This is a genomic window from Lacrimispora sanguinis (assembly GCF_044987295.1).
In the GTDB taxonomy this organism is placed as follows: Bacteria; Bacillota; Clostridia; order Lachnospirales; family Lachnospiraceae; genus Lacrimispora; species Lacrimispora celerecrescens_B.
On the sequence record NZ_CP173277.1, the window covers coordinates 3,228,022 to 3,247,488 of the forward strand.

17 protein-coding genes are annotated in these 19,467 nt (G+C 44.4%); 8 read left to right on the top strand and 9 right to left on the bottom strand.

Annotated features, from left to right (window positions below; translation table 11 throughout):
- Positions 1-25 precede the first annotated feature (25 nt).
- Both ACHZES_RS15010 and ACHZES_RS15015 read right to left on the bottom strand, forming a co-directional pair.
- Positions 26-1,012 carry a polyprenyl synthetase family protein gene (locus ACHZES_RS15010; RefSeq protein WP_154526224.1) on the bottom strand — a complete coding sequence of 329 codons (987 nt, stop codon included), beginning with the start codon at positions 1,010-1,012 and terminating at the stop codon, positions 26-28.
- A complete protein-coding gene (locus tag ACHZES_RS15015; RefSeq protein ID WP_038283563.1) occupies positions 1,005-3,032 on the bottom strand; it encodes an NAD(P)/FAD-dependent oxidoreductase in 2,028 nt (675 codons plus the stop codon). The genes ACHZES_RS15010 and ACHZES_RS15015 overlap by 8 nt, the downstream gene beginning before the upstream one ends.
- Before the next feature lie 306 nt (positions 3,033-3,338).
- Here ACHZES_RS15015 and ACHZES_RS15020 point away from each other — a divergent pair, with 306 nt between their 5' ends.
- The 4 genes from ACHZES_RS15020 (at position 3,339) to ACHZES_RS15035 (ending at position 6,826) form a co-directional block, all read left to right on the top strand.
- A complete protein-coding gene (locus ACHZES_RS15020; RefSeq protein ID WP_154526220.1) occupies positions 3,339-3,704 on the top strand; it encodes a NusG domain II-containing protein in 366 nt (121 codons plus the stop codon).
- Between the two features lie 127 nt (positions 3,705-3,831).
- Positions 3,832-5,241 (top strand): AAA family ATPase, encoded by a 1,410-nt coding sequence (locus ACHZES_RS15025; protein WP_404820240.1) that lies wholly within the window; start codon positions 3,832-3,834, stop codon positions 5,239-5,241.
- Complete coding sequence (locus tag ACHZES_RS15030; protein WP_038283561.1) at positions 5,225-5,911, top strand: hypothetical protein; 687 nt, start codon at positions 5,225-5,227, stop codon at positions 5,909-5,911. Before ACHZES_RS15025 ends, ACHZES_RS15030 begins: the two co-directional genes overlap by 17 nt.
- Positions 5,912-5,992: 81 nt before the next feature.
- Positions 5,993-6,826, top strand: coding sequence for an alpha/beta fold hydrolase (locus tag ACHZES_RS15035; protein ID WP_404820241.1), 834 nt, complete (start codon positions 5,993-5,995; stop codon positions 6,824-6,826).
- A 102-nt stretch (positions 6,827-6,928) separates the two neighbouring features.
- Here the strand turns inward: ACHZES_RS15035 and ACHZES_RS15040 are convergent, their stop codons facing one another.
- The 4 genes from ACHZES_RS15040 to ACHZES_RS15055 all read right to left on the bottom strand — a co-directional run bounded on the left by ACHZES_RS15040 (position 6,929) and on the right by ACHZES_RS15055 (position 12,071).
- Entirely contained in the window at positions 6,929-8,743 is a 1,815-nt protein-coding gene (locus tag ACHZES_RS15040) for a methyl-accepting chemotaxis protein (protein ID WP_038283558.1), read from the bottom strand.
- A gap of 179 nt (positions 8,744-8,922) precedes the next feature.
- Positions 8,923-10,326: an ABC transporter substrate-binding protein gene (locus tag ACHZES_RS15045; RefSeq protein WP_154526216.1), complete on the bottom strand. Its 1,404-nt coding sequence runs from the start codon at positions 10,324-10,326 to the stop codon at positions 8,923-8,925.
- Positions 10,327-10,392: 66 nt separating this feature from the next.
- On the bottom strand, positions 10,393-11,208 hold the full coding sequence (locus ACHZES_RS15050; RefSeq protein WP_038283555.1) for a carbohydrate ABC transporter permease: 816 nt from the start codon (positions 11,206-11,208) through the stop codon (positions 10,393-10,395).
- Positions 11,208-12,071, bottom strand: coding sequence for a carbohydrate ABC transporter permease (locus ACHZES_RS15055; protein WP_038283567.1), 864 nt, complete (start codon positions 12,069-12,071; stop codon positions 11,208-11,210). The genes ACHZES_RS15050 and ACHZES_RS15055 overlap by 1 nt, the downstream gene beginning before the upstream one ends.
- A gap of 472 nt (positions 12,072-12,543) precedes the next feature.
- Here ACHZES_RS15055 and ACHZES_RS15060 point away from each other — a divergent pair, with 472 nt between their 5' ends.
- The 4 genes from ACHZES_RS15060 (at position 12,544) to ACHZES_RS15075 (ending at position 15,966) form a co-directional block, all read left to right on the top strand.
- The gene (locus ACHZES_RS15060) at positions 12,544-13,497 is read left to right on the top strand and encodes an N-acetylmuramoyl-L-alanine amidase family protein (RefSeq protein WP_154526214.1); all 954 of its coding nucleotides are present in this window, start codon (positions 12,544-12,546) and stop codon (positions 13,495-13,497) included.
- A 122-nt stretch (positions 13,498-13,619) separates the two neighbouring features.
- Positions 13,620-14,711, top strand: coding sequence for a ComEC/Rec2 family competence protein (locus ACHZES_RS15065; RefSeq protein WP_395547222.1), 1,092 nt, complete (start codon positions 13,620-13,622; stop codon positions 14,709-14,711).
- A gap of 29 nt (positions 14,712-14,740) precedes the next feature.
- Positions 14,741-14,953 (top strand): DUF3006 domain-containing protein, encoded by a 213-nt coding sequence (locus ACHZES_RS15070; RefSeq protein ID WP_038283549.1) that lies wholly within the window; start codon positions 14,741-14,743, stop codon positions 14,951-14,953.
- A 20-nt stretch (positions 14,954-14,973) separates the two neighbouring features.
- Complete coding sequence (locus ACHZES_RS15075; protein WP_038283548.1) at positions 14,974-15,966, top strand: 3'-5' exonuclease; 993 nt, start codon at positions 14,974-14,976, stop codon at positions 15,964-15,966.
- Here ACHZES_RS15075 and ACHZES_RS15080 read toward each other — a convergent pair.
- Genes ACHZES_RS15080 through ACHZES_RS15090 form a run of 3 tightly spaced genes read right to left on the bottom strand, consistent with a single transcriptional unit; the run spans position 15,963 to position 19,352 of the window.
- Positions 15,963-16,673, bottom strand: a complete 711-nt coding sequence (locus tag ACHZES_RS15080) for a response regulator (RefSeq protein ID WP_038283546.1) — start codon at positions 16,671-16,673, stop codon at positions 15,963-15,965. The two genes, ACHZES_RS15075 and ACHZES_RS15080, sit on opposite strands and share 4 nt — an antisense overlap.
- Positions 16,666-17,784 carry an ATP-binding protein gene (locus tag ACHZES_RS15085; protein WP_242843168.1) on the bottom strand — a complete coding sequence of 373 codons (1,119 nt, stop codon included), beginning with the start codon at positions 17,782-17,784 and terminating at the stop codon, positions 16,666-16,668. Before ACHZES_RS15085 ends, ACHZES_RS15080 begins: the two co-directional genes overlap by 8 nt.
- A complete protein-coding gene (locus tag ACHZES_RS15090) occupies positions 17,781-19,352 on the bottom strand; it encodes a D-alanyl-D-alanine carboxypeptidase family protein (protein ID WP_395547221.1) in 1,572 nt (523 codons plus the stop codon). The genes ACHZES_RS15085 and ACHZES_RS15090 overlap by 4 nt, the downstream gene beginning before the upstream one ends.
- Positions 19,353-19,467 lie beyond the last annotated feature (115 nt).

Consider the following 19,467-nt stretch of genomic DNA (forward strand, 5'->3'; position numbering starts at 1 on the left):
AACTCCTCCTTATGTTGCTTTATTATTATTTTTTAATACCATAATAAGATTTATCCACCACGGTCATGATCCTGGCCATTTTGGCCTCGGACAAATTAAGATTTTCGATGGTGGTTACTGCTTTTGTATAATATCTGCCAGCCATTGCTTTTGTATAAGCGGTTCCGCCGGCTTCTAAAACCCTGTCATAGAGTTCCTTAGCCGAAACCAGGCCGTTTTTCACTTGCTTTACAAACTTCTCATCCTGCTTCATGGCATGGATAAGAGGCAGAGTGACAACCCCTTCTTCATAATCGGATCGGACGTTTTTCTTCGCATCCATTTCGTCCATCTCATAATCAATGCAGTCATCCATAAGCTGAAAAATCATGCCTACATCGTTGCCGACCTTCCGGTACATGCGGAGTTTTCTCTCATCCGTTGTGGACAGCATGGCACCGCCGTGAAAAGATGCTTCAAAAAGCGCCGCCGTTTTTCCTTTGATGATGCTTAGATAGCGGTAAACGGATAGGTCCAGGTTCCCATTGTTAATTTCCTGACGTAATTCTCCCATACAAATCCTGCACAGATAATTCGTCATATCCAGGGCTTCGTATTCGTCTCTTTTAGGAATGGAAACCGCCAGTTTAAGTGCCAGGGATAAGAGGTAATCTCCGCAAATGACCGCTGCTTTTTTGCCAAATCTCTTTTGAAGTGTGTCGATCCCCCGCCTTGTATCAGCGTCATCGATTACATCATCATGGACCAGAGTGGCCAAATGCAGCAGTTCTACTGCAGATGCCAGAGTTATGGCTTCCGCCGGGACTTTATCCTCTTCATCCATGGAACAGGCCATCAGCCCATATGCACGGATGAATTTACCTGTGGACTTTGCCAGATGGGCCGTATAAGTCCTGATGACAGGAGGCGCTGAAGATAAATGCTTTTCCACAGCCGATGCCATTAACTGGAAAGCCTCTTCAAAACCATAACGCAGGTTGTCTGCATCCTCCAACAATTCTCTATTAGTCATTGTATAAATACCACTTCCTTATAAAGGGAAGTTTTCTCCATTTTTTCTTAAGCCAAGGCATGAAATAATAATCAAGGCCAAGGGTTCTGCCACCGCCGACTAACACTGCGATACCGGCGAAAATCATCCAGAACGTGTTCAAGTAAAGACCGGTTGTGCATACGAACATGAACTGAAGCACCAGGGATGCTGCAGAGGAAAGGAAGTTGAATAATCCTGCCATCAAGGCCAGACCGATCAGGATCTCCGCGATCACGATACCGCGCTGCATAAACAGCTGAAGTCCGCCGTTAGGTAAAATTACTGTGTTCACAAACCAATTCATAGGAGCAAAATCCAGTTTAAAGGCATAATCAGACAGAGTTGAATGAGATATAGCTTTGGAACTAACAAGGGTAGCATCGATTAATCCTAAAATATGATAGGAGAAAACTGCTACACCACTAGCCACTGCATCTGCGGCACCACCTGCAGCGCCTGTAGCACTGGCTACTGCATCTGCAGCTGCAGTCGTTGCGCTGGATACTGCATCCGCCGAAGGAGCTGCCCCACCGATACCTGAAATTCCGTAAGGAGCCAGTATGTTATTGAAGAATTGATTGGCGCCTCCAAAGAATCCGCTTAACATGGGCTGATCCATCCAGCCTTCAACAATCTTCATAACGCCTTCAAATACCCATACGGCACCCAGCCATACGCGCAGAGGCATCAGCAGGAAACTCGGGGTCCTGTTGGAGAAATGGCCTCCCAGGAAGCTTCTGCGGTTGCGCACGGTAAAGAATTCGTGGCATACATAGCTCCAGACCTTATTCCAGCCTAATACCTGTATAAAATAAATGACATTGATAAAATGCTTGGAAAGCATAGCAAAGAAGGAACACAGGTTAAACATGAGATTAGGAAGTCCTACCCGTGCAACTCCGTAGCGGCCGCCTACAGAAACCATAACGCCATGGAAGGACGGTTTATACTCCTCCATTGCTCCTGTACCAGCAACGGCACATACCAGATTATGGGCGGCGGTATGAGCGCTCTGCTCACAGTTTTCTACCATCTGGGGAACAGGTACATTTTCTCCCTGAGGTACATACATCATGTTGTCGCCGACAACGTAAACTTCTTCATGGTCTTTGGCTCTTAAGAAAGAATCTACCTGGATTCTTCCACGCCCTACGGATTCCAGCGTCTTAGCTGCTTCTCCGGTAATATCAGCGCTTTCAATACCGGCTGTCCAGATTGTTGTACCGGACGGATAACGGTTTTTCTTGCCATCCTGATTCAGTTCGATGAAATCCTCGCCAATGGCGGTTACACCGGTTTCCATCATTACTTTTACGCCCATCTTTGTCAGGCGTCTTTCTACCTTGCCGGACAGCTTCTCAGGAAGAATGGGCACTGCCCTCTTTAAAACATCTACGTTATACATGGAAACCATAGACGGTTCTATTTCATACTCTTCACATAAGAAAGGTACATATTCTGCCAGTTCCCCGGCCATTTCCACACCGGTAAAACCGGCTCCTACGACATAGAAAGTTAAAAGACGGCGCTTTTCTTCCTCGTTTGGCTCACTGGCAGCATTGCGGAACACATGGTGAATCCGTTCTTTTAATAACACGGCATCTTCATAAGACCAAAGCTTATAAGAATTCTTCTCTGCACCTTCCACACCAAAGTAGGTGGGCTTAGAGCCTGCGGCCAGGATCAGATAATCATAATCGTATTCGCCCTGGTTTCCGGTCAGTTTCTTCTCTTCAATGGAAATCTGACTAATCGTGTCTGTAATGATTTCCACATTCCTTCCGGCAAATACCTTTTTCAGGCTGATGCGGATACTGTCTTCCTCCACTCTTCCAGCGGCTACCTCATGAAGCTCTGTGAGCATGGTATGGTATGGATGCCTGTCAATAATGGAGATACTTACTTCGTCCTCCATTTTCATCTTGCGGAATTTTTTTTCCAACTTTTTGGCAGTTAAAATACCGGCATAACCGGCACCTAATACTACTATTTTTTTCAAGTCTTCCCCTCCTTGTATGATAGCGGCTCACAAAACGCCACTTTGACATTATTATAACATACCGAAATGATTTTTACCATATTTTTATCATAAAACGATCACTATTTTCACTTTTTGTAACTTATTACATATATAGGGAATCACTTGTCAAAATGAGCCAATAATTCTTATCCAGATCTTCATTTTGGACCGGGTTTACAGAGTGTTCTATAATGATTTTAGACCATTTTTTATTCTATAAACAGGACAGTTATGCTATAATGAGATCTTAGGACAATTACATTTAAGAGAAATATGAGGTAACAGATGAAAGATTTAAAAAAATTAACAGTAATACAAAAAAGAGAACTAATCCTGGTTGCCGCCATTCTGGTGATATCGGGACTGCTCTCCGGGATATTTTATGTCAGAAACAGAAAGCCGGCGGAACAGGTGGTGGTCACGGTTGACGGCAATGTTGTAGCAACCCTGGATCTTCATAAAGATGTAGATATGGTTATTGATGGGTATGGCGGTACGGATCACTTAATCATCAAAGATGGCTATGCCAGCATCACGGAAGCCTCCTGCCCTGATAAAGTATGTGTCCGCACGGGCAAGATTCACAGAAGCGGGGAACTGATTGTATGCCTGCCTAACCGGGTGGTCGTTACAATCGAAGGGGAAGAATAAAGAATCGCCGAATATATCTCCTGTTTATGGAGAATCATATCAAATATCGGAATAAAATGTACCGTTATGTAAAAATATTTACAGGTTTTAGGGACTAATTGATCCTTTGGATCAGGAAGGAATTGATATGGGCGTGGTTCAGTCGACGGTTCGCATAAGTGAAATTGAATTAAAAGGTTTTAAAAATACCCAGTACGGTCGAATTATAATGCCGTCTGCAGGCAATAAGGATTATTTTTCTAACACAGCGGACATTCTCGGCATTTATGGCCAGAATGGTTCGGGGAAGACCGCGGTAATTGAAGCGATGGAGTTCGTTCAGATATTGCTTACGGGGCGGCCCCTGTCCAGGGAAGCGGTTCATTATATTTCCAAAGACATGGAAACCGGTACAATCACCGTTAAGTTTATCATCCAGGCAGACGGTAAAAAAACCATGGCGGAATATTCTGTCCAGTTAGGCAGAATTTCCAAAAGCGAGTTTGAGATAACGCACGAAACCCTCTGTTTAGCTGCCTGGACCGGAGAAAAGTTTGAAAATAAAAAAAAAGTGATTGATTATGGACTGCATTCAGAAGGTCCGACGTTTACGCCGAAATATCGGTTGGAAGATTTAATACGGGAGAATGATGAAAATAAAGTAAATTTAAGCGTTGCAAAAAGAATTGCCCGGAAAGATCTGGTCTCCTTTATCTTTGGCCCGGAAGGCAGGGGGGTCTTTTTATCTGCCTGCGAAGGAGCGTCCGAGGATTACGCCTATGTTATCGAAGCACTTTATCAATATGCAGGTATGAACCTGTTTGTAATTTCCAATGCCCGGTCAGGAGCAATCAGTATGAATTTCATGATCCCGGTTGCTTTCCGCCTGGATCTTGGTGAGAGGATCGCAAAGGGCGATTTGCTTATAAGGCTTGATGAACCATCCGTGATCAGTAACGATCATTTTGAAATGGCCAGGAAGATCCTTCAAGAGATGAATGTCATTCTAGACGCCATGATCCCCGGCCTTTCCATTGGAATTTATGACTTTGGCGAGCAGCTTCTCGAACGGGGGGAAACAGGACACCGGGTCGAATTAATTTCAAAACGGGGAGAAATTACAATTCCCTTGAAATATGAATCGGAAGGAATCATTAAGATCATTTCCGTTTTAAATGCCCTCATGTGCGTTTATAACAATGCCTCCATGTGCCTGGTTATTGATGAGCTGGATGCAGGCGTATATGAATATCTGTTAGGGGAACTGCTTTCTGTCTTTGAAAAGGGCGCAAAGGGGCAGCTGATCTTCACATCACATAATTTACGGGTATTGGAAATGATTCATAAAAGCTGCATTGTATTTTCTACCACAAATCCTTCCAACCGGTATATTCGTTTGCAGAACATAAAAAGCAATCACAATTTGCGGGATATGTATTTGCGGAGTATTGTACTGGGCGGGCAAAAAGAAGCTATTTATGAAGAAACAGACAGTGTGGAAATTGGCCGTGCATTCAGGCGTGCCGGAAAGGCGGTAAGGGATGGCGGCCAAGACTAAAAAAGTAATCCTGTTTATCGTAGAAGGCCCCACTGACGAGGAGACATTAAGTCCTGTTCTTAAAAAAGTATTTCAGAGGGAAGATGTCCATTTCCACGTGGTTCATGGTGATATGACAAGCAACTGGTCGGTATCAGGCAACAATGCCGTTAAAACGGTTAATGAGCATATAGAAGTGGAAAGAAAGCGGTATGGTTTTGATAAAAAAGACATCCTTAAGGTGATTCATCTTGTTGACCTTGACGGGGCATTTATTCCGGCGGACAATGTCATAAAAAGCAAGAAGGGGACAATCCAATACTTTGATGACCGGATTGAGTCGGCGGATCCAGAAGGGGTCATTGACCGGAATTCAAGAAAGTCTCAGGTACTGTACCGGCTTTGTTCGGCTGGCACAGTTGGTAAAATTCCGTATTCCATCTTTTATTTTTCCCGGAATCTTGAGCATGTGCTTCATAACGATAATGGAGATTTAACTGACGATGAAAAGATAAATTATGCAGATGATTTTGCAGATAAGTATGGTTCCGATCAGAAAGGTTTTCAGGCATTTATTTCATCCGATGATTTTGCAGTACCGGGGGATTTTCGTGAGACATGGGATTTTATCATGGAGGGCCTCAATTCATTACACAGGCACTGTAATCTCCATTTGCTTCTTCAAGAATGAATGTTTAATCTTACATCAGGCATTTAATTAAAAAAATGGAATGATGGTTAAGGAAAAGGAATAACATAGAATAAACATATTGTGCAGAGCGAGATCATGGGATACTTTATAACCGTTGAAAAGAATGTAAACATTTACGTGGAGGATCTTAATCCGGATTGCGAAAATACCATTTTATTTCTTCATGGCTGGCCGGGAAGCCATAAGCTTTTTGAATACCAGTTTGATGTGCTTCCTGCCATGGGATTTCGTTGCATCGGCATTGATACAAGAGGATTTGGGAATTCCGACAAGCCGTTTTGCGGGTATGATTATGACCGGCTGGCCGATGATGTCAGAGCGGTCATTGATGTACTGAACCTTAGGAATATTACCCTGGCAGGGCATTCCACCGGAGGAGCGATTGCTATCAGATACATGGCAAGACACAGGGGGTTTGGGGTAGCAAGACTTGCTTTATTCGCTGCCGCAGCACCTAGCCTTATTAAACGTCCGAACTTCCCTTATGGACTTGATAAAGACGTAGTGACTCAAATTATTAACGGAACCTACGCCGACCGTCCCAACATGTTAAATAATTTTGGAGATATATTTTTCTTCCAGCATATTACTTATCCGTTCTCTCAATGGTTTTTCCAACTGGGTCTGCAGGCAGCAGGCTGGGCAACAGCAGCGATTGCAAATACCTGGCTTGAAGAGGTATTATTTTCAGATCTGGAGGCAATTGATGTTCCAACCTTAATCATTCATGGGATTCATGATCAGGTTGTCCCTTATGAGCTGGGTGTAATCCAGCATCAAAGCATTAAAAACTCCAGGCTGGAATCCTTTGAATTCAGCGGTCATGCGGCCTTCTATGACCAAAAGGATGAATTCAATAAGGTTCTGGCCGAATTCGCCAAAGGAGATTGTTAGAAAGAAGGTAAACGATTCTAGTTGTTAAAGATAGAAAAAAAGGGCGTTGATTTTTATGGATCAACGCCCTTTTTTCTATGGCATTCTTTATTTCTGCTTTAATTAATACTTTTCAAAGGACGATTCCGTCCTGGCTTCGTATTCGTACTCTTTTGTATCTTTTATCTCTGACTTTTGTTCTGTAACCAATTGGAATTTGACTACTTCTTCCCGCAGTGTATTGGCCTGGGCACTCATTTCCTCACTGGAGGCCGAATTTTCCTCAGCGGTTGCTGCATTTGCCTGTATGACTGCCGATACCTGCTCCAGGCCTATGCGGATCTCATCAATGGAAGAAGCCTGTTCAGAAGCCGATTGGTTGATCTTATTAACGATATCATTGATAAAGCCAGTGGTTTTATCGATATCATCCAGAATCTGAGCTGTTTTCTCAGTGATTTCTGTGCCTTCCTGTACAGCGTTTACGGAGTTCTGTATCAGCTCTGCTGTCTGCTTTGCGGCCTCCGCAGATTTGGCGGCAAGATTACGTACTTCGTCGGCTACTACGGAGAAGCCCTTTCCTGCAGTTCCTGCCCTTGCGGCTTCAATGGCCGCATTGAGGGAGAGGATATTGGTTTGGAACGCAATGTCCTCAATAACCTTAGTTATGTTGGTTATCTGATCGGAAAAGATGGCGATATTGTCCATTGCTTTTGTGAGCTGCTTCATATGAGCACCGCCGTTTTTCACGTTGTGGCTGGTCTGAACAACATATTCAGTTGCTTTTATAACATTTTTTGAATTTTCTGCAGCCTGTTCCGTGATGCTTGCAATGGAGGAGGAGAGTTCCTCTACGGAGGCAGCCTGTTCTGTGGAACCGGCTGCAAGCTGCTGTGCTCCTGCCGATACCTGTTCTGTTCCTGTATTTACCTGTTGTGCGGCAACATCAATCATAATGAGGGTACGATTTAAAGAGGAAACGGTTTTTATAATTGCCTTTTTAATGGCTTCAAAGTCTCCCACATAGTCAAGGTCCATGGTAAAACGCATATCGCCCTGTGACAGAAGGTTCAGTTTTTCCGTAATGTCACGGATATAGGAGGTTATGGCAGCATTAGTATTTCTAATGTTTTCAGCCATGCTTCCCAGCTCATCTTTGCTTACATATGTAATCTGGGCCTGTAAATTTCCCTTTGATATTTCCTTGTAAACCAGTTCAATTTCTTTCACAGGATCCAAAATTGACTTTCGGATGATCACGGTGATGAAAAAGGTACACAATAGGGAAATCAAAAGAGACAAGGAAAGGGAGATCCAGGCTGATTTCATGAAGTTCTGCGCTTCCTCCTTCTGGGAAACAGCAAACCGCAGCTGAATCGTTGAAAAACTTGACAGAATTTCTCCGGCCTGATCAATGGAAGGTGAATAATTGTTTTTATAAGACTCATAGGCCTTGCTGCTGTTTCCTTTGGAGGAAGCTTGAAGCAGCCCTGAAATCTCTTCTCTGGCGGACTTGCTCTTTGATAATAAATCTCTTAACTGTGCAATATCGTTATCTCTATCACCGGAAGACTGGTTGCCTGCAAATTCCTCCAATGCGACGGAAACGCTTTCTTCCTGTTTCTGGGCCTTGGCAAGGTTATCCTGTACGGACTGGATATCATCGTCAAGAATTGCCTGAAGAAGGTATTTTTGTGCCGAGGCCAGGCCGGATCTCATGGTCCATGTGTTGTTGGTGTTTGGTACGGTATAGTGGTAATAGCGTTCTACCTGGAATCCGAGATTTTTCGTATTCCATGCGGATATTATAGTGGATACTATAATGATCAGCAGTATTATGCTAAAACCTAGAATCAGTTTTTTGCCCACAGATAAGTTTTTAATCAGAGAGCCAGCTTCTTTGCCGGTATCATCGGCAGTTGTATTCTGTTTTTTCATCTTATCGTTCCTTTCTCAATTTTTTAACCGGTATGTATATAGATTGGAAATTGCGTCATGTGTCATATTATATATCGGAACGACAAGCCTAATCATAAGAATTCACTTGTTATTTTTTTAACTGCACCGTATGCTTTTATGAAAAGCCTCCGGCTTTTGTGCCGAAGGCTTTTTAGACATTATTTTGTAGATGAATTATAGTTAGCAATGGCCGCATTTACCTTTTCAGCCAGGAAACTTACCGCCTGCTCCGGAGTGTAGGTTCCGTCATAGGTCTTTTCCATGGCTTCGTTAAAGATTGTTCTGGATTCGGTTGCTACTCCTGATAATACACCTGCTGTGTATCCATTGACAGGGGTGTCCTTTAACTGGTTGATGGCTGTGGTAAAGTTGGGGTTCTGAGCAATGAAATCCTTCATGGCAGGAGTTTCATAAGCTTTCGGGTTAACTGCGAAGTATCCGGTGGACATACTCCAGGTGGCCTGGGAATCCGGTGTGGTGGTAAATTCGATGAACTTCCAGGCAGCGTTCTTTTTCGCCTCATCCTTATTGTCCATCATCCACAGGGAAGCGCCTCCAATGATGACACCGCCATCGGTAGCAGATGCATCGATCTTTGGAAGATATCCGGTACCGATTTCAAAGTCACTGCTTTCCGTAGCAGTTTTAAGAATTGCTGTGGATTCAATGATCATGGCAGCCTGACCTGAGAAGAATGCGGTCTGGGTATCTGCGGTGGTACTGCCGTAGTTATCCGCATAACCGGAATCCATGAGCTTTTTCCAGGTCTCAAAAATCTTAAGTCCAGCGCCGTTATTTAAGAAATCCACTTCGGTTGCCGGTGCTTTCCGCCCGTTTTCATTGTTTGCATAAAATTTTCCCTGGCCGGCAATCTGCTGTTCAAAGAACCAGCCGTAAATGGCCTGGGCATAACCTACAGGAGCTGCTTTGCTTTCCACAATTTTTTTGGAGAATTCCAAAACCTCGTCAAATGTTTTGGGCGGGGTATTGGGGTCTAAACCGGCAGCCTTAAATACATCCTTGTTGTAATACAGCATTGGAGTGGAAACATTAAAAGGCATGGACATCTGCTTTCCGTTTACCGTATAGTAGCTGGTGATGATATTCATAACAGTAGAAGGATCAAAGTTTGTGGTGGCAAACATATCCTGTACCGGAATGGCATGACCGCTGTCGGTCATAAACTTTGTACCGATGTCGTACATCTGGCATACATCCGGCATGCTGCCGCTCTGCATGGCGGCTTTCAGCTTGGTGATCAGGTCATCATATTTTCCCTGATATTCACTTTTTACCTCAATCTCATTCTGGGACTCATTAAAGGCTTTAACAAGAGCTTCGGTTGCCTCTCCGTTTACACCACCCATAGCATGCCAGAGGGTGATCACTGTTTTTCCCCCCTCAGCCGGAGCCTGAGTGTCAGCCGCCGCTTTCGTTGTTGCGGCGTCTGTGGATCCTGCCGCTGTGGTTCCCCCGGAAGTAGCACTTCCACCGCATGCAGCAAGAGTCATGGACATGACAGCAGCCATAATCGCCGCAAGCCATTTTTTTCTTCTTTTCATAGATATCCTCCTTTAAATTATATAGTTTTTATCTCTATACAGGCCCTTTGGGCATGCATGAAATACTTACCCTTTTACAGAACCTGAGGTGAGGCCGGAAATCAGCTGCTTTTGTCCCAGTATGAACGCCAGGATCGAGGGGACTAAGATGATCATGGAACCGGCCATGACCGGACGGAAGTCTGTGGATTCCGCGCCTTGAAGCATTCCGAGGCCGATCTGAACCGTTCGCATATTCACCGAGTCTGTAACAAGAAGAGGCCATAAATAGTGGTTCCAGCTTTGAAGGAACGTGTAGATCCCCAGAGCACCCATAGAAGGTTTTACAAGGGGAAGGGCAATGAAACAGAAGAAGCGGAAGTTGCCGCATCCATCAATATCAGCCGCCTCTTTTATCTCCATGGGAAGCTGCAGGAATGCCTGCCTCATGTTAAATACTGCAAAAGCTGATGCTACGTTTGGAAGGATCAGTGCCGTGTAAGTGTTCTTAAGCCCCAGATCGCAGATGATTAAATAGTTTGCAATGATGATTGCCTGGCTGGGAATCATCATGGTTGCAAGCATCAGCAAAAACAGGGCGTTCCGTCCCCGGAATTTCATCATGGAGAATGCGTAGGCTGCCAATGCCCCGGTGACGATCTGACCAAAGGTAACCGTGCAGGATACGATCAGGGAGTTTTTTATAAAGGTAAAGAACGGGGCCAGCTGCAGGGCTTTTATGTAATTGTCCGGGATCAGCTGCTTCGGCCAGAAGCCTCCGGAAAACACTTCCTTCATGGTCATCATACTGACGTTAAAACAGTAAAGGACAGGTGAGATGATGATGACTGCAAAAAAGATATTTAAGATATAAAGTAAATATTTAGCCATTTTGTTCTTCATCAGTAGGTCACCTTCTTTTCCAATCTGAATTGAATCAATGTCAAGACCATCAGGATGATAAACAGGACAATGGATTCCGCGCAGGCCATGCCGAACCGGCTATTCATAAATGCCTCCTGATAAATCTGGTACACGATGACATTGGTACTGCCGGAAGGTCCGCCCTGAGTCATCAGCTTGACCTGAGCATAAGCCTGAAGGGCATTGATGACGTTAATGATCAAAAGGAAAAACAGGGTAGGGGATATGCATGGGATGGTGATGTGCTTATGCTTGGCAAAAAATCCAGCACCTTCAATGGCTGCGCATTCATATAAATCCAGAGGAACGCTTTGCAAGGCAGCAGTCAGGAATATAAAGTTTAATCCGATGTTCATCCACACAGTCACAATGGTTACTGCATTTAATGCGTATTTAGGATCCGTCAGCCATCCGATGTGGGTTCCCAGGACCTTGTTGATGATGCCAAGGCTGCTGTGAAAGATGAACATGAAAACAACGGAAGCCGCTGCTGCGGAAATAGCCATGGGAAGGGCATAAAAGGTGCGGAATAAGTTTTTCCCCTTAATATCCTCATTGCTTATAATGGCCAGTATAAACCCCATGACAATTGAGCAGGTCACGGTCATGACCGCATATTTAAAGGATACAAAAAGGCTGTTTTGAAAGGCCTGTGAGGTAAAGATTGAAAGATAGTTTCCAAGGCCGACAAAGGAGGAAACTGCTCCAAGGGGAGTCGTCATGGCAAAACTGAGCCAAATGGTTTTGAGGAACGGCCAGAACAGGAAGGCCGAGAAGAAAAACATGGCGGGCAACAAATACAGATATGGTTCGATCACCCGGAAAAACTGCTTCTTTTTCATTAAAAAATATCCTCCTTTTCCCAAAAAGAAAAAGAGAATCAGCATTACACTTCGCCTCAGAGTAATGGTAGAAATGTAACATCTGCTTTCTCTTGTTCTCTTGTAAATGTTTCATTGACGTTAGCTTATCATATTAACTGTTATTATGCAATATATATCTACCTTTAATTGTCATAAAATTAGTAAAAATTTGATATGTATTTAACAATCACTTAAAAATATAAAACAATATTAATAAATTAAGTAGTATAAATAAGAAAAAAAGTATACTTAGTACACAATAAAGCCTTTGGGCTGGCTTGCCTTTTCATAAAATGGATGAAATATCCAACCTCCGATCCGGTCTCCTGATCTTAAGAATAGCCCCAAAACCTTACGAAACCAGAATGGCTATTCACAAATGCCTGAGATTGGGGTATAATAAACCTATTGGATCGCAATCTGAAATGAAATAGAAAGATGGGGATTGTATATGAAAGGTAAGAAAATTTTGTCTTTGGTGCTTGCTGTAACAATGGCAACAGGGCTTAACTGCATGACTTCCATGGCAGCATCCAGAAAGAAAATCACAACAGTAAACTTAACCGTGGCAGCGGATATCGTGCCGGGAGGTTCTGTTTCCGGACAGCAGGCTGAGATAACGACAAAAAACAGCAAGATCGATGTTGGAGAATGCGAGTTCACCAACGACGGCTTTCAGTGGTATGAGCAGGATGTACCGAGGCTGGAAGTGAAATTGTATGCGCAGGAAGGATATTATTTTTCCGTAGCCGAATCCGGTTTCACGATTGATGGGGGAACCTACGTAAAGCAGGCAAGGGAAGATTTCAGCCAGACGCTTACGGTGACCATAGATTTACCAAAGGTCGGTGAGTTTACCCAGTCCATAGAAAGCGCAGCATGGGGCTCTAAAACTATGGCTGTGTGGAGTCCTGCCGCCGGGGCGGGAAGTTATGAAGTAAAGATATACCGTGACGGAAAGGCCACGGGAGGGGTAAAGACCACCGCTGGGACGAGTCTGGATCTGGGAGTGTCCATGGGAAAGGTTGGAACCTACACATTTAAGGTACGTCCGGTCAATAAGCAGAATACCGAGAATAAAGGTGACTGGGTGGAGTCTCCTGTCAACTACGTTGACGCGGCTGCGGCGGAGCAAATCCGTACATACTCCCAAAACGAAGGCGGCTGGAAACAGGATGGAACCGGATGGTGGTATGCAAATCCGGATGGAAGCTATCCGACCGGAACCTGGCAGAATATCGATGGACAGTGGTATTTCTTCAATGAAACCGGCTATATGGCTACAGGCTGGGTTGAATGGAACGGGAAACAGTATTTCTGCGACCTAACAGGAGGTCAGATGCTGGCAAACACCACAACGCCTGATGGGGCTGCGGTTGGAGCCGATGGATCGAAACTTCCTTAAGTTAATAATTGGCGGGCTGCTTTTGGCGGTCCGCTTTTTTGACCGCTTGGAGCAGGACCCTTTTAAAAATACTTGTAGGATTAAAGATTCTATCATATAATAGCACGAAGGAGCAGACTGGGATGACAGTGAAAAAGACAGGAAAATTTTATAGACGGGTATTGGCGGCAGCGGCAATCCTTCTGGCCCTTTGTATGGCAGGATGTGGCCCAATTGCCAGCTCTTCCCCATTAACCCAGAGAGAAATGGGAAATGAGGCGGGCACGGATTTAAGGGTGCATTTTATTGATGTGGGCCAGGGAGACAGCACCTTAGTAGAAAAAGACGGACATTATATGCTAATAGACGCAGGAGAACGGGATCAGGGCGAGGTAGTCGCTTCTTATCTGGAGAAGCAGGGAGTAAAGAAGCTGGATTACGTGATCGGAACTCATCCCCATTCAGACCATATCGGAGGGTTGGAAACGGTTATCCGGAAATTTGAAGTTCAAAAGGTCCTTTTGCCGGAGAAGGAACATACTACAAAAGTTTATGAACGCCTGCTTGATGCCATAGCAGATAAAAATTTAAAAATCACCCTTCCAAAGCCAGGGGACAGCTACTCCTTAGGAGATGCATCTTTCCAGATTATCGCTCCCAATAAGGATTATGGAGACAATCTGAATAACTGGTCCATAGGTCTTCGCCTGATTTACGGAAAGAACAGTTTTGTCTTATGCGGAGACGCAGAAAAAGATGCGGAAAAAGATATGATGGCAAACGGCCTTCCATTAAAGGCAGATGTGCTGAAGCTTTCCCATCATGGAAGCTCCACCTCATCATCGGAAGGTTTTATGGATCTGGTTGATCCTGAATACGGAGTGATTTCCTGCGGGAAAAATAATGACTATGGCCATCCCCATAAGGAAATTCTGGAAATGTTAAAAAAACGAAACATCAAGGCTCTGCGGACAGACCAGCTTGGAACCATAGTGGCAGTAAGCGATGGATCAAAGGTTACTTTCCCTGAAATCACGGAAGGAACTGATGGAGACAGGTCACAAGGCACGGCAGCAGACAAGGATTATGTGATAAATACCAATACCAAAAAATTTCACCAGCCGGACTGCAAGTCTGCAGCTTCCATGAAGGAAGAGAACCGGAAAACCTATAAAGGCTCCAGAGAGGAACTGATACAGATGGGATATGAGCCGTGCCAAAGCTGCAACCCTTAGCCAGGCACAGAAAGGGATGGGAAAAGGTTATGAAGTATACCATTGACAGAATCAGCGAAATAATAGTGATCTGTGAGGATGAGAACGGAGATATGGTAAAGGTTCAGGCCTCTGCATTGCCGGAAGGTGTAAGGGAGGGAGATATCCTTACAGAAGCTGATGGGACGTGGACACTTGAGCTAGAAGAGACGGAAAGGCGCAGGCAGAGGATTCGTGAAAAGCTGCGAGGTCTGACAGAATAAAGGATTAAAGAGAGCAAACTATGAAGAATTATATTGTACTGGATCTGGAATGGAACCAGAGCGTCGGAGGGAAGGAGGAGACGGTAGAACACCTTCCCTTTGAAATCATAGAGATCGGGGCGGTAAAGCTTAATGAAGCCCTGGAAGAAGTGGGGGAATTTAAGAGGCTTATAAGGCCTCGGATTTATCCCGAGCTTCATGAAAAAATATTAGAAGTGACCCACATGGATCAAAAGACTCTGATGGAAGAGGGCCGGGACTTTGAAGAAGCTGCAAAGGAGTTTCTTACGTGGTGCGGGGATGAAGCCGTGTTCTGCACATGGGGATCCATGGACTTAACAGAACTGCAGCGGAACTTTGCCTTTTTTGGAATTCCCAATACCTTTCCCAAACCCTTTCTCTACTATGATGTGCAGAAACTTTACAGCCTGCTTTATGGGGACGGTAAGGAAAGGCAGTCTCTTGACATTGCAGTTTTAGAGCTGGGGATCATGGAAGAGCGGCCTTTTCACCGGGCCCTTGATGATGCCCATTATACCGGGCGGGTTATGAGATATATGGGTTTTGAAAAGGTTCGGGAATACTGGTCTACCGATTATTACCGTTTGCCGGAAAACAAAGCGGAAGAGGTATATCTTGTGTTTCCCGGGTATTCCAAATACATTTCGAGGCCCTTTGAGACAAAGCAGGATGCCATTGAGGATAAGACCGTTACCGATTTGATCTGCTGCAAGTGCAACCGGATGCTTCGGAAAAAGATCAGATGGTTCTCCGTGAACCAGAAGTTTTACACGGCTCTTGGTTTATGTCCTGAGCATGGAAATGTAAAAGGCAAGATCCGCATGAGACGGAACGATGACGGACGTGTCTACGTAGTTAAGACCATGAGACTGGTGGGAGAAGAAGACGTCCGGGAGATTTATATAAAAAAGGAAGAAACCAAAAAGAAACGGGTGGAAAAGACGAAGAACCGAAAGCAGAATAAAAAGAAGGGGGATTCCCCCCTTTCCTAATTATCGCATTCCTTCATTCGGTATCCAACCCCGATTTCCGTAAAAATATATTTTGGTTCTGCCGGATTATTTTCTATTTTTCTGCGGATATGCGCCATATTGACGCGAAGGATCTGATTGTTGCTGTCTGCGTAAGGCCCCCAGATGTGGCTTATAATGTAGTCATAGGTCAGGACCTTACCAGAATTTTCCGCAAGCAGGGAAACCAGCTTATACTCGATCTGGGTCAAATGGATCTTATGTTCGTCCAGTGTGACCAGTCTTTTGGCAAAATCAATGACCAGGCCGTCGCAGCTGTATGGGGTGGGAATGACAGATCCATCCACGGTGCTGACGGTAGGTCTTCCATGGCGTAGGGCAGTGCGGATTCTGGCTAAAAGCTCGCTGGTTCCAAAGGGCTTTGTTATATAATCATCGGCACCAAAATCAAGAGCGGCCACTTTTTCATGCTCCTGGGTCCTGGCGGAAATGACAATAATGGGAATCGAAGTCCAGCTTCTTACGCTTTTAATGATGTCTATTCCGTCCAGATCCGGAAGCCCTAAGTCCAAAAGGATCACATCAGGGCAAAGGGAATTGATCAAAGCCAGCCCATCCCGCCCGTTATAGGCTGTATTTACTTTATAATCATGTCTTTCCAATGCACTTTCAATAAAGTTGCAGATATTCTTTTCGTCTTCAATCATGACGATTGTAAACTTACTCATAAGCATTCTCCCCTAATGGTAATGTAAATGTAAAAACTGCGCCATGTTCTTCATTGGCAGCTGTAATTTTCCCCTCATGGGCAGTAACAATAGCTTTGCAGATAGAAAGCCCGATTCCCATTCCTTTATGGGAATCATAACTGCTGTTGGGTGATGAAGTGTAACCGTCAAATAAAGTGTTCAGCCGTTCCGGGGATATTCCATCACCCTGATCACGAATCTGAAACCAGGCATATCCATCCTGTACGAAGATTGAAAGGCTGATGGGATCCGTTGTATTGGAATGATAGACGGCATTTTCCAATAGATTTATGATAACCTGTTCAATCAAAGTGGCATCCATAGGAACCATGATAAATTCATCCGGCACAGTCACATGGACAATGGCTTTGGGCACTCTTTTGTGAAAACGTTCAATGGATTCGGAGGCTACCTCTTCCAGTGGCTCCGGACGTTTTAAAACATGAGCCCCGGAATCCCGGATCCTGGTGACGCTTAGCAGATTTTCCACCATATTCAAGAGCCAGTTGGCATCTTCCTTGATATTGGAGACCAGACTGGTTTTTTCTGATTCCGTTATCGTAGTGGAACTTTCCAGGTATGTGCTGCTGGCACCGATGATTCCTGTGAGAGGAGTCCGAATGTCATGGGAAATGGCACGTAAAAGGTTTGCTCTCAAGGCTTCCTTTTCTGCTTCCATTAATAACTTTTCCCGTTCGTTTAAGATACGGCTTTGTTCCTTTAAATTAGTCGTAGTGGCGCTTGTAATGGTTGAAATAATCAGCAGAGCAAGGAAGGTGACGGGATATCCTTCCATTATAAAATTAAACGCCATAAATGGGTAAGTAAACACATAGTTTACACAGATCACACTAATAAAGGAGGCAATGACTCCCGGTATATAGCCGCTGGAAAAGCGGGAGATGATAACCACTGCCATCATGTAGATGATTCCTACATTGTTAGTATATCCTCCCAGTATGTGCATCATGTAGGAGAGGATGGTTGCAAACAAGAGGGAAATAAAGGTGATTACAAAATTTCGAAGATGATCCTTTTTGGATAATTTTTTATGCTTATTCATGGAAAACCCCTTGTGATCTAAGGTCATTTGAAACGGCCTCCCCGTCTTCCTCTCCGCTTTGTTGAATAGGAACTGCGCCTTTGTTCCAGAATGCTGTTGAACTCATCGGCTGAAATGCCGGAGTCCCGAAGGCGTTTCATGCGCTGCTCCCGCCTGATAAGGAAATTCTGTGCTTCCTGATGTTTCCAATATATGAAAAAGGCAGTTGAGCCTCCGATTACAATGATAGCCCCCACGCTTCCTAATATAAGCCAGGCGGTTAAAGGAATCTCAAAGGGCCTTAGAGCTTTTTCCCGGTAATCTTCCGTTTCTTTATCCGGACGTTTTCCGGAAGGGTTTATGGAAGTCTGGGCCGCAGACGGGTCAAGTTCATCGTCAGATCCGGAATTTGCCTCAGCCTGGGCAGCGGTGGCGATTCTGGTTTCCGCTTCCTTATTCTGGAATAGGGCGTCATTCACCTCCAGGAAGGTACAGCCTACGACTCGGTCATTATAACGGTAATTAATTTTCGCGATGGAATTTGGAGGATCACCCGATGAAATATCATAACTGAGTTCCGCCTTTGCATCGGAAAAATTAGCCGTTTTAGGCAGAATGATCCTACTGTCGGGATCTAAAATCAGGGCTTCCGGCCTGGTGATGGACAAACCGCTGAAATTTAAATCGCTGGTAATGGAACTGTAGGTTTTTTCGTATTCTGCAGCTTTTAAGGAGACAAAATTTGAAAAACCAAAGTCCAGAAGATTCTTAGTGTCTGCCCAATACTGGGGAGTAGATCCCTTTAAAATTATGGTAATAAGCCTCATACCATTTTTTTCCGCACAGGTTATCAGGGTATTCCCGGCCAGTGTAGTGTAGCCTGTTTTGCCGCCGATAATGCCCGGATAGTAGAAAGGAGTGCTTTTTCGCATCATCTTATGACCAGGATAAATGGTAAGCCCTTCTTTATTGATGGAGTTAGGCGGAAGCTTATAAAAGGTTGTAGAGTCGATATCTTCAAAAACAGGATTGTTAAAGGCTGCTCTTGCGATGAGTGCCATGTCGTAGGGGGAAGTATAATGCTCCGGGTTATTTAAACCGCTGGGATTGGCAAAATGGGTATTGGTACATCCAAGCTCTTTCGCACGTACATTCATCATATCTGCAAAAGCTTCAGTGCTTCCTGCCACATGCTCTGCAAGGGCGTTAGCTGACTCATTGGCAGATTTAAGCAGCAGAGCATAGAGGCAGTCCCTGACAGACAGCTTGTCCCCCTCATTGATCCCGGCATTACTGCTTCCGGATTCCACATTAAATACGGCATTATGGGAAAACGTTACGGTTTCATCAAGACTGCATTTTTCAATGACTAAAAGGGCAGTCATGACCTTGGTAATACTGGCCGGAAAATATTGGTTGTGTATGTTCTGGCCCCATAGAACTGTTCCGGTGTCTGCATCCATCAGAATGGCTCCCTGTGCCTGAACAGACGGACCGGAAGGCCAGTCTGCGGCCCCCAGAGAAGTCCCGGTAAAAGATGAGACAAAAAAAGGCAGGCACAGAAAAAAAATAAAAAACTTTTTTATAAATTGAGTCATATTGAGTAATCTCTCCATAAGCGATCGTTCGGTTTCAGACAATACTTCATTCTACAGTATAGGTTATTTGTTGTAACAAGTAAAGGTTATTTGCTATTTTTTCCCCATTTGTATACGAAAAATCAGCTGAATA

Excerpts from the sequence above, each read along its gene's own strand:
- ACHZES_RS15030 (WP_038283561.1), top strand. The coding sequence starts at position 5,225 with ATGGCGGCCAAGACTAAAAAAGTAATCCTGTTTATCGTAGAAGGCCCC.
- ACHZES_RS15010 (WP_154526224.1), bottom strand. The coding sequence starts at position 1,012 with ATGACTAATAGAGAATTGTTGGAGGATGCAGACAACCTGCGTTATGGT.
- ACHZES_RS15090 (WP_395547221.1), bottom strand. The coding sequence starts at position 19,352 with ATGGAGAGATTACTCAATATGACTCAATTTATAAAAAAGTTTTTTATT.
- ACHZES_RS15080 (WP_038283546.1), bottom strand. The coding sequence starts at position 16,673 with ATGAGTAAGTTTACAATCGTCATGATTGAAGACGAAAAGAATATCTGC.
- ACHZES_RS15065 (WP_395547222.1), top strand. The coding sequence starts at position 13,620 with ATGACAGTGAAAAAGACAGGAAAATTTTATAGACGGGTATTGGCGGCA.
- ACHZES_RS15055 (WP_038283567.1), bottom strand. The coding sequence starts at position 12,071 with ATGAAAAAGAAGCAGTTTTTCCGGGTGATCGAACCATATCTGTATTTG.
- ACHZES_RS15085 (WP_242843168.1), bottom strand. The coding sequence starts at position 17,784 with ATGACCTTAGATCACAAGGGGTTTTCCATGAATAAGCATAAAAAATTA.
- ACHZES_RS15075 (WP_038283548.1), top strand. The coding sequence starts at position 14,974 with ATGAAGAATTATATTGTACTGGATCTGGAATGGAACCAGAGCGTCGGA.
- ACHZES_RS15025 (WP_404820240.1), top strand. The coding sequence starts at position 3,832 with ATGGGCGTGGTTCAGTCGACGGTTCGCATAAGTGAAATTGAATTAAAA.
- ACHZES_RS15060 (WP_154526214.1), top strand. The coding sequence starts at position 12,544 with ATGAAAGGTAAGAAAATTTTGTCTTTGGTGCTTGCTGTAACAATGGCA.
- ACHZES_RS15020 (WP_154526220.1), top strand. The coding sequence starts at position 3,339 with ATGAAAGATTTAAAAAAATTAACAGTAATACAAAAAAGAGAACTAATC.
- ACHZES_RS15045 (WP_154526216.1), bottom strand. The coding sequence starts at position 10,326 with ATGAAAAGAAGAAAAAAATGGCTTGCGGCGATTATGGCTGCTGTCATG.
- ACHZES_RS15040 (WP_038283558.1), bottom strand. The coding sequence starts at position 8,743 with ATGAAAAAACAGAATACAACTGCCGATGATACCGGCAAAGAAGCTGGC.
- ACHZES_RS15070 (WP_038283549.1), top strand. The coding sequence starts at position 14,741 with ATGAAGTATACCATTGACAGAATCAGCGAAATAATAGTGATCTGTGAG.
- ACHZES_RS15050 (WP_038283555.1), bottom strand. The coding sequence starts at position 11,208 with ATGAAGAACAAAATGGCTAAATATTTACTTTATATCTTAAATATCTTT.